This window comes from Leifsonia sp. HAY1-4F (assembly GCF_056755275.1).
Genome location: NZ_JBNDHX010000042.1, coordinates 19741 through 28755 on the forward strand (window position 1 = coordinate 19741; position 9015 = coordinate 28755).

The 9015-nt window shown below is 64.3% G+C and carries 8 protein-coding genes and 1 pseudogene; 3 read left to right on the top strand and 6 right to left on the bottom strand.

Annotated elements, in window-relative coordinates; translation table 11 throughout:
- The first annotated feature begins 5 nt into the window (after window positions 1-5).
- Window positions 6-407 (top strand): hypothetical protein, encoded by a 402-nt coding sequence (locus ACPYOG_RS10005; protein ID WP_481294078.1) that lies wholly within the window; start codon window positions 6-8, stop codon window positions 405-407.
- Window positions 408-531: 124 nt separating this feature from the next.
- Here the strand turns inward: ACPYOG_RS10005 and ACPYOG_RS10010 are convergent, their stop codons facing one another.
- The 4 genes from ACPYOG_RS10010 to ACPYOG_RS10025 are packed head-to-tail and all read right to left on the bottom strand — an operon-like array spanning window position 532 to window position 5515.
- Window positions 532-1836 (bottom strand): ABC transporter substrate-binding protein, encoded by a 1305-nt coding sequence (locus ACPYOG_RS10010; protein WP_481294079.1) that lies wholly within the window; start codon window positions 1834-1836, stop codon window positions 532-534.
- Window positions 1837-1855: 19 nt separating this feature from the next.
- Window positions 1856-3844, bottom strand: coding sequence for a glycoside hydrolase family 43 protein (locus ACPYOG_RS10015; protein ID WP_481294080.1), 1989 nt, complete (start codon window positions 3842-3844; stop codon window positions 1856-1858).
- Between the two features lie 10 nt (window positions 3845-3854).
- Window positions 3855-4658, bottom strand: a complete 804-nt coding sequence (locus tag ACPYOG_RS10020; protein WP_481294081.1) for a carbohydrate ABC transporter permease — start codon at window positions 4656-4658, stop codon at window positions 3855-3857.
- Window positions 4655-5515 carry a carbohydrate ABC transporter permease gene (locus ACPYOG_RS10025; protein WP_481294082.1) on the bottom strand — a complete coding sequence of 287 codons (861 nt, stop codon included), beginning with the start codon at window positions 5513-5515 and terminating at the stop codon, window positions 4655-4657. The genes ACPYOG_RS10020 and ACPYOG_RS10025 overlap by 4 nt, the downstream gene beginning before the upstream one ends.
- Window positions 5516-5708: 193 nt before the next feature.
- Here ACPYOG_RS10025 and ACPYOG_RS10030 point away from each other — a divergent pair, with 193 nt between their 5' ends.
- Both ACPYOG_RS10030 and ACPYOG_RS10035 read left to right on the top strand, forming a co-directional pair.
- Entirely contained in the window at window positions 5709-6710 is a 1002-nt protein-coding gene (locus ACPYOG_RS10030; protein ID WP_481294083.1) for a LacI family DNA-binding transcriptional regulator, read from the top strand.
- Window positions 6711-6843: 133 nt separating this feature from the next.
- On the top strand, window positions 6844-7320 hold the full coding sequence (locus tag ACPYOG_RS10035; RefSeq protein ID WP_481294084.1) for a hypothetical protein: 477 nt from the start codon (window positions 6844-6846) through the stop codon (window positions 7318-7320).
- 22 nt (window positions 7321-7342) lie between these two features.
- Here ACPYOG_RS10035 and ACPYOG_RS10040 read toward each other — a convergent pair whose 3' ends face one another.
- Together ACPYOG_RS10040 and ACPYOG_RS10045 are read right to left on the bottom strand one after the other, a co-directional pair.
- A complete protein-coding gene (locus ACPYOG_RS10040; protein WP_481294085.1) occupies window positions 7343-8785 on the bottom strand; it encodes an NAD-dependent succinate-semialdehyde dehydrogenase in 1443 nt (480 codons plus the stop codon).
- A pseudogene (locus ACPYOG_RS10045) lies at window positions 8782-9015 on the bottom strand (3,4-dihydroxyphenylacetate 2,3-dioxygenase); the annotation flags it as partial. The pseudogene ACPYOG_RS10045 and the gene ACPYOG_RS10040, both read right to left, overlap by 4 nt.

A 9015-nucleotide genomic window follows, 5' to 3' on the forward strand; every position in this document is an offset into this window, starting at 1 on the left:
GTCGAATGTCCGAAAGCAGCCAGGGCCTTCTGAAGGTCACGCGGATCCTCGGTGGGATCCTCCTTCTCGCGATCGCCGGGATTCATCTCTTCCTCGTGTTCGACGGCGTCGGAGGAGTTCTCGGAGTGCTGTTCATCCTCAACTCCATCGCAGCCATCGTCCTTGCGATCGGGATGTTCGCGGTCCGCGGCGCACTGGTGAAGTTCGTCGTGGTCCTCAGTCTGCTCTTCATCATCGCGAGTCTGGTCTCGCTCCTGCTGGCGCTGACGGTCGGGTTGTTCGGCATCCGCGAGACGTGGACCTTCACTCTCGTACCGGAGACGATCATCGTCGAGGCGATCGGCATCGTGGTGCTTGTCGTCGCCTCGGGCGCCGCGCTGCGCCGACGCACGCGCCGCGCGGTGTGAGGGCGCGACGCGGCTATCGGACAACCCGCGACAGCGTCCTCGCAACGAGTCATACAGCGCGATTCGGCGGGGTTCGAGGTGGTGCTGCGAACCCCGCCGAACATGCGCTTCTGGTGTTGGACGCCTATTTCTTCAGGGTGGCCAGTTCTTGAGCAGGGTCGCTACCGCCGGCGATCTTCTGCAGGACAACGCCGAGGTCGTTCTCCAGCGAGCTGTTCGTCGGAGAAACCGGCTTGCGAGGATTCGTGCTCGCCTGCAGCGACTTCGTCACGAGATCGACGCTCTGCTTGGCAAGCGCGGTCTCCTTGTCCCCGATCTGCACGCTGACGTTCTTGGCGACCGGGAAGCCCTGCAGGGTGTTGACCCACAGCTGCTGACCCTTGCCGTCCGCCATGAACTTCACGAACTTCTCCGCCGCCTTCTGCTTCGCATCGCTCGAGCTGTCGCTGACAGCGAGAGCGAAGTCGACGCCGGAGGTGACACCGGCGTCCTTCGGCCCGACGGTGGGGAAGACCGCCATTCCGATCTCGTCCTTCGCGACCGCGCTGCCGGGGACCTCGGGGCTGGTTGAAAGGGCGGCGCCGACGTGCCACGACCCGGTCGGGAAGAAGGCGCTCTTCCCGGCGAGGAAGTAGTCGTCACGAGCGCTGGGGTAGGTGGTCACCGTGGTTGCGGCATCCTCGAACACGCCGTCCTTGAACAGCTTCTGCCACGCGGTCGCAGCCGCGACGAGGTTCTTGCTGTCCCACTTGCCCGTGCCTTCGGCGGCCTTGTAGATGTCCTGGCCGTCTCCGTACTGCGTGCTCAGCCAGGTGAAGAAGTCGGCGTCGTGCCATGCGTCCGCGGCACCCATCGCGAATGGGCTGAAGCCAGCGGCCCGGGCCTTCTTGGCGGCCGCGACCAACGACGCGTAGTCGGTGGGGATGGCGATTCCGGCCTTGTCCATGAGGGTCTTGTTGTAGAGGTAGTACTCCATACCCGCAAGAAGCACGGGGACGGCCTTGACTTTCCCCTTCGAGTTCGTGGTCTGCTTGAGTGCGGATGCGCTCAGATCGCCGATCCAACTGCTCGCGTAGTCGTCCACGTTCTTCGCGTACTGCGAGTAGTCATCGAACGATGCCCCCACCTGGATGCCGTAGATGTCGGGCACCTTGTTGGCGAGGATTTCGTTGTCGAGGTTGGTCTTGTAGTGGTCGTAGTCCTCTTCGCGATCGAACGTGATCGTGATGTCCGGGTTCTCCTTCTCGAACGCGGCGATCAGGTCCTTCCACTGGTCCTGGGTGGGCAACCAGGAGTGGAAGGTCAGTTCGACCTTTCCGCTGTTCGAGCCGGAGTCACTCGACCCCGAGCAGCCGGCCAGCAACAGAGCACTGATGCCGGCCACTGCTGCGCTGACGATCAGCGCCTTGGACCGTCCTGTGGTGAACATGGTTCTCCTTCTTGTTTTGTTAGGGGTTTGCCGCGGTGGAGCCGGCCTCGAAACCACGCAGTCTCGATGCTGTGAGGCTCAGCCGGTGGGAAACAGGACCCGCCGCAGTTGCGAAGCGGCAGGTGTTTCCCGCGACCCGGACGTCGGTCTGTTCGTCGCGTGAGCGTATGTGGATGCTGAAGGCCGTTTCGGCGAGAGGAGTCTCCAGCAGGACTCGTGTCTCGTTCGCCGCCTCCCGCCCGATCTGGACACCGGCGCTCGTCACCTCGATCGTGGTGACCACGTCTTGGGCGTCGATGAGGTCGAACCGGACGCGACCCCGCTGTCGGCTGAGAAGCTCCAGCTCGAACGTGTGGGACCAGTCCGCCGGAAGCCACGAGGACCGCAGCTGCACCTCGCCGTTCCGTGCATTCACACCGCTGTCGTCCACCTCCGCTCTCGGGGTGGCCGTGAACATCCGGCCGATCCCGGCGAGGCCGGCGCCGACGAGTTCGAGGTGTCCGTTGATGGCGACGCTCGAGAAGGCCGCGGAGGTGCGTCGCGCACTCATTCCGAATGCGCTTGGGCCCTCCGGCGCCGGGAAAGTGAGCAGCGCACGTCCGTCGAGCCCGACATCCACACGGTCGAAGGTTCGGTCCACGGTCAGGTTGTGGAAGGCCGAGATGTGGATGTCGCCCAGGGTGGCGCTCGCGACCGTCGAAGAGATCCCCTGGGACACCCTTACCGCGCTGATGGTGCGCGTGGCGGAATCGAGGAGGACCTCGGTGAATTCGTCAGCGGAGATGAAGACGGGGATGACGCCGAACCGGGCACCGACATGGCTGACCTGGGCGGCGATGTCGATCTCGGCGCGATACGACTCGAAACGGGCCCGCGTCAGTGCGACGCTCTGCGGCGACTCGACATCGCTGTGTGCCGCCCCGTCGCGAACGTCGAACTGGCCGTCGATGACCTCCCAGTCTGCGCCGAGCGCGACGCCGGGGAAGAGATCCCGGAAGTCCGGCATGGCCGGTGCGGCCTGCGGTGTGTACGTCGGCGCGTCAGTCGTGAGCCGGTCGCCGTCGAAGTACAGGCGGTCCACGCGCATCGTGCGTTGCTCGACACCGTCCACGAGCTGGTCGTCCGCATCCCGTGCGTGATACATGATCCACGTCTCGGCGAGGTCGGGCCCGATGACGATCGAGTTGTGTCCCGTGCCTTCGACACCGGTGTTGCGGCGGATCAGCGGAGCGAAGTCGTAGTCGCTCGGGTATTTCGACCAGACGAGATCCCCGATCGAGGCCGCCCGCTGTGCGCGTGCATACCCGACGAAGTAGTTCTCGCGCACGTACGCGTTCCCTGAGTACGTGAGGAACGCGTTCCGCCCGTGGGTGAAGTAGGTGGCGCCCTCGATCGTGTACCAATCGCGCCCGTCGCCGAATCTGTTCTCCGCGAAAATCTCTTCGCGGAGGGTCGGAACCACCACGGGCCGCGGGTCGCCGGCAAGCCGGTCGAAGCCCAGCATGCGGTCGACGAGGATCGACGTTCCGGCGTTCCCGGAATTGAGTCCGGTCACATCGTTCGTCGAATAGAACATCCACCAGCTGCCATCCGGGTCCCTGATGACATGCGGGTCGATCGAGAAGACGTCGAAGAACGTCTTCACGTACTCGAACGGGCCCACGGGGCTCGAACTGACCGCCAGGGAGAGCCGCTCGTCGTGCGGGTCCGTCGAGTCCTCGGGGGCGGTCGAGACGTACATGTAGAAGAAGCCGTCGTAGTAGACGACGCAGGGTGCCCAGAAGTCCTTGCGGCCGGCCCGCTGGAACGCGTAGCCGAGAGACTCCCAGGTCACGAGGTCTTCGGAGACGCTGACGTTGACGCCGCCCCGGTCGGTGGAATAGCAGTAGTAGCGGCCCCGGAACTTCAGCCCGAACGGATCCGGGTTCGTGTGCTTCGCTCCATCGCTGAACGGCAGCGGATTCGTGTACTGCCCTGCGGTTGTCGTCGGGATCGAAAGGTCGACCATTACGGGGCCCTCAGCTCTTCACTGCGCCGGCGGTCACGCCGGCCTGGAGGTACCGCTGACTGAGCAGGTACACGATCACGGAGGGGACGGTCATCAGGATCAGTCCGGCGTAGAGCTGCGAGATCTGCTCCTGGCTCATCCGGTCGAACTGCAGCAGGGAGATCGCCTGCGTGACAGGGAACTTCTCCTTCGTCTGCAGCAGGAGGTTGGGAAGGAGGTACTCGTTCCATGAATAGACGAAGGAGAGCACCCCCACCGTCGCGAGGCTCGAACCGCTCAACGGCAGCAGCACGCGCCAGAACACACCGAACGTGCCGCTGCCGTCGAGGCGTGCTGCTTCGATCAATTCATCGGGAAGCCCATCGAAGTGGTTCTTCATGATCATGAGCATGATCACGACGTTGAACGCCACCAGCGGGATGATCACGCCGGCGTACTGATCGCTCAGCCCGGCATTGTTGATCGTGAAGAACAGGGGTGTCACGACCGCGGCGATCGGCACGGCGAGGCACGTGAGCAGAAGGTTGTAGATCACCTTGCTGCCGGCGAATCTCAGCTTCGAGAACGCGAACCCGCCGATCGCGGAGATCAACATGATCACCACGCAGGAGGCGCCCGCCAGCAGGAAACTGTTGCCGATCGCGAGCCAGTAGTCGAATGTCGGGTGGTTGAGGACGACGGCGTAGTTGTGCCAGCCGCCGACGGCGACCGACTTGTAGATCGCGAGCCCGATCGGATACAGCCAGAGGACCGCAAGGATCGTGAGGACGCCGTACATCACGATGCGCGGCAGCAGGGGGCGGTTGGCGTTCATCGGATGCTCCGTGCGGCGCGGCGGGTCTGGACGACTGCGAGGACGAACGCGATCAGCAGGATCACCATGCCGATTGCGGAGGCGTATCCCGCCTGACGATCCGACCTGGTCTGATACAGGAAGGTGGTGAGGAAGTGGGTGGAATCGCCGGGCCCTCCCCCGGTCGTCAGCCAGACGATGTCGAAGGTCTTCAGCGACCCGACGATGCCGAGAATGATCAGCACGCTGGTCGTCCCGCGGAGGGAGGGGATCGTCAGGCTGAACAGCCGGCGCCACCAGCCGGCGCCGTCGAGCATTGCCGCTTCGTAGAGTTCCTCCGGGACCGACATCAGCGAGGCGTAGTAGATCATCATCGAGAACCCCATCCACTGGAAGACGTTGATGAGCACGATCGACCAGAGGCCGAGGTCGGCGCCCAGCCACTGGATGACCGTCGTCTTGCTGATGATTCCGAGCGCGCGAAGCGACTCGTTGAGTGTTCCGTAGTTGGCTTCGAGCACGTACTTGAAGACGGTCGCGATGATCGCCGGGGCCATCGCGATCGGCAGGAAGAAGATGGCTTTGTAGATGTTGCTGCCCGGGAGACGTTCTTTGCAGATGACGGCGATCAGGAGGCCGAGGACCGCCTGGATGAAGATGGTGGCGACCATGAAGAGGAGATTGTTGCGCAGCGCGATCCAGAAGGTGGAGTCCTTCATCAGCTGGACGTAATTGTCGAAGCCGATGAAGTCCATCTGGCGAAGGCCGTTCCAGTCGGTCAGGCTCGCCCAGCCTGTGAACCCGATGCAGTAGTAGATCAGCCCACCCGCCAGGACAGCGACCGGAAGAATGTAGAGGTAGGGTTCTACCCGTCTCATCGTTGAGCGCACAGCGTGATTTCTCCGTCGTTCTATCCGGGTTGGACGGTCAACGAGTCAACGTTGAACCAGTGGGCTATTCGAGGATGCTAGCACGATTTTGATTCAACGCTGAATCAGGAAATGATCGCATTAGGCTGAGCCCGCACGCACGCATTCTGCGGCGCACGGCGCTCGGGGAGAAGGAGGATCGGTGGAACGCGTCACCCTGGAGGATGTCGCACGACGGGTCGGCGTCAGCGCCAAGACAGTATCGAATGTGGTGCACGGGACGGGCCGGGTGAGCAGCGATCAGCGCGAACTGATCCAGAATGTGATCGAGGAGCTCGGATACCGCCCGAACATCGCTGCGCGAGAGCTCCGCCAGGGCCGCAGCGGCGTCATCGCCCTCGCCCTCCCCGATCTCAGGGAACCGTACTTCGCAGATCTCGCGTCCTATTTCGTAGCCGCAGCCAAGGAACGCGGACGCAATGTGCTCATCACTCAGACCGGAGGCGACCGCGACAGCGAGCGTTCGGTGATGGAGGCTGAGGACCTCCCCTCGGTCGGCACGATCGTTCTCAGTCCCTTGCGCCTGACCGCCGAAGACGTCGCTCGCCGGAAGAACACCACCTCGCTCGTCCTGCTCGGCGAGCAGGCCGAGCAATTCCATTCGGCGACGGTCGCGCACGTCGGCGTCTCGAACGTCCGCGCCGCCCAGGCCGCCGTGGAGCACCTGATCGCGCGAGGGCATCGCCGGATCGCCGCAGTCGGCGTGCAGCGCGAGGGCCCGAACGCCTCATCGACTCTGCGAGCCGAGGGTTACGCTCGCGCGCTCGCCAGTGCCGGTCTACCCGCCGACGAGGCTCTGCGGTGCGAGGTCGATCTCTTCTCGCGCGCGGCGGGGTCGGCCGCTGTCCAGCGCCTCATCGATGCCGGGACCGACTTCGACGCACTGTTCTGCTTCAACGACTCGATGGCGTTCGGGGCGCTGTACACGCTCGCGCAGAACGGAATCCGGGTCCCTGACGACGTCGCCGTCGTCGGCTTCGACGATGTGGATGAGGCGCGCTACACCATCCCGGCGCTGACGTCCGTGGGGCCGGGGCCACGCAAGATCTCTGGCGAACTCTTTCAGATCATCGACGGCCCGGATGCTGATCGGCCCATCGAACACCTTCTCGACTACGAAGTGGTCGTACGAGAGAGCAGCTGAGAAGAACGGCACGACTAGACGGTTGCGTGCGGAGCGGGCCGCCGAGTTCTGGGCGCAGCAGTCATGCAGCGGCGCACTACCGCTGTGCGCCGCTGTCAATGACAGCACGGTCCAGCCCTCATAGCCTCGATTCATGAGCGTGCAGACAAGCACAGGAGGAAAGGTTGCGCTACCACCGGCTCCACTTGCTGATTCCATCGCAATCCTGTCCCTAGCGGCAGTGCTCGACTCCACACGAGGCAACCCGCTGCTCCACCCGCTTCTCTGGGCATTGCTATTCTTCGGCGTCGCGATCGGTTGCGCGGCAACCCGCCGCCGCGCTGGCGGATCACTCGTGGCGGCCGAGCCCCTCGGCATGGGCGTGATGTCGATACTTCATCTGTTTCACGCTCACTCCTCCGGAGCGGGACACGTCACGGCCACCGCGCATGCCGGCCACTTCGGCGGCGTCATCGTCGTCACCTTGGTACTCGCGCAAGCGGTCCTGTGTGCTCTCTGCGTGGCGTGCGCGTGGATGCGGATCCGGGCTTCGGGCCCGGCTCGCGCGCTTCTGACAACGACCGCAGCAGTGGCGATGTGCGTCATGAGCGCCGCGTTGGTCCTGGGTTGACCAGAACCGACGCGGCTTCACCTCATGCGGGCAACGCGATGTACTGCACCTCGAGGAACTCGAGAATCCCGTCGGAACTTCCTTCACGTCCGAGACCGCTCTGCTTCACACCCCCGAATGGTGCAGCCGGGTCGCTGATGACTCCACGATTGACACCGACCATGCCTGATTCGAGTCGAGCTGCGAAACGCACGGCGTCGCCCTCCGGCCCGAACACGTACGCGCTCAAGCCGAATTCCGAGTCATTGGCCAGCTGCAATGCGAGCTCGACGTCGTCGTAACGAACGACGGCAGCGATCGGACCGAAGATCTCGGTCGTGTTGATAGTCGAGCCGTGCACGACATCGGTGAGGATGGTGGCCGGATAGAAGCAGCCCGACGAACCTCCGGGGCCGCCGAAGGCCAACGTCGCACCTTCTTCGATCGCCGTCTCCACGAGGGTCGCCACTTTGTCCCGCTCCTTCTGGGACACCAGGGCGCCGAGCGTGTTCGATCGGTCGGCTCCCGGCCCCAGCGCGAACCCTGCGAATCTGCCGGCCAGGCGCTCCACGAACTCGTCGTGCAGGGACGAATGCACATAGATCCGGTTGGCGGCGGTACAGGCTGAGCCACCGTTCCGCATCTTCGCGTCGACCGTTCCGGCGATAGCGATGTCGAGATCTGCGCCGGGAAGGACGACGAGCGGAGCGTTTCCACCCAACTCCATCGACGCACTGACCACGCGCCCGGCGGCCGACGCCAGCAATTCGCGGCCGACTTCTGTCGAGCCGGTGAACGAGAGCTTGCGAACACTCGGGTGGGCGAGCATGGCCTCCACCGCCGGGCCAACGGGTCGAGGGGTGACGAGGTTCACCACGCCAGCCGGAACTCCGGCGCGATCGAGGAGGTCGACGATGTATGCGGCTGTGAGCGGGGTCTCTGAGGCGGGCTTCAGAACGACGGTGCATCCGGCCGCCAGAGCCGGGGCGATCTTCCGCGCTGCCATCGCAGCGGGGAAGTTCCAGGGAGTGATCAGGAGGGTGACTCCCATCGGTTGGTGCGTGACGATGATGCGTTTGTCACCCGAAGGCGCATTCCTGTACTCGCCAGGGATTCGCACCGCTTCCTCGGCGAACCAGCGGAAGAACTCCGCCGAGTACCGAACCTCGGCGATCGCGTCCGGCCACGCTTTCCCGTTCTCGCTGACCATGATCTCTGCAAGCGTCTCAGCTTCGGAGGTCATGAGCTCGAAAACCCTGCGCAAGAGCTCGGAGCGCGCCCGTGCTGGCGTCGCGCTCCAGCGCGGGAGTGCTCCAGCCGCAGCCACGACGGCGTCATCGCAGTCTTCGACCGACGCGACCGCGAACGACGCGAGCTCCGTGTGGTCCGCGGGGTTCAGCACGGGGAAGCGGGAGCCGTCCTTGCCCGCCCGCCACGTCCCGTCGATGAACAGGTCCGAACGAACCGTGAGTGTTTCGTTCGTCATAGCTGCGCTCCGAGTTTGAATCCGTGTGCTTCGTCGTCTTTGCGGGTGTAGGAGAAGCCGTCGGCGCCGATGGTGACGTCCATTTCGGAGTTGTCGGTGCGGGTGGTGAGGGGTTGTGGGTTGCCGTCGAGGTCGAGCACGGTGGAGGCGTCGGTGTACCAGGACGGCACGACGGGGTTGCCCCACCAGTCGCGGCGCTGGTTGTCGTGGACGTCCCAGGTGACGACGGG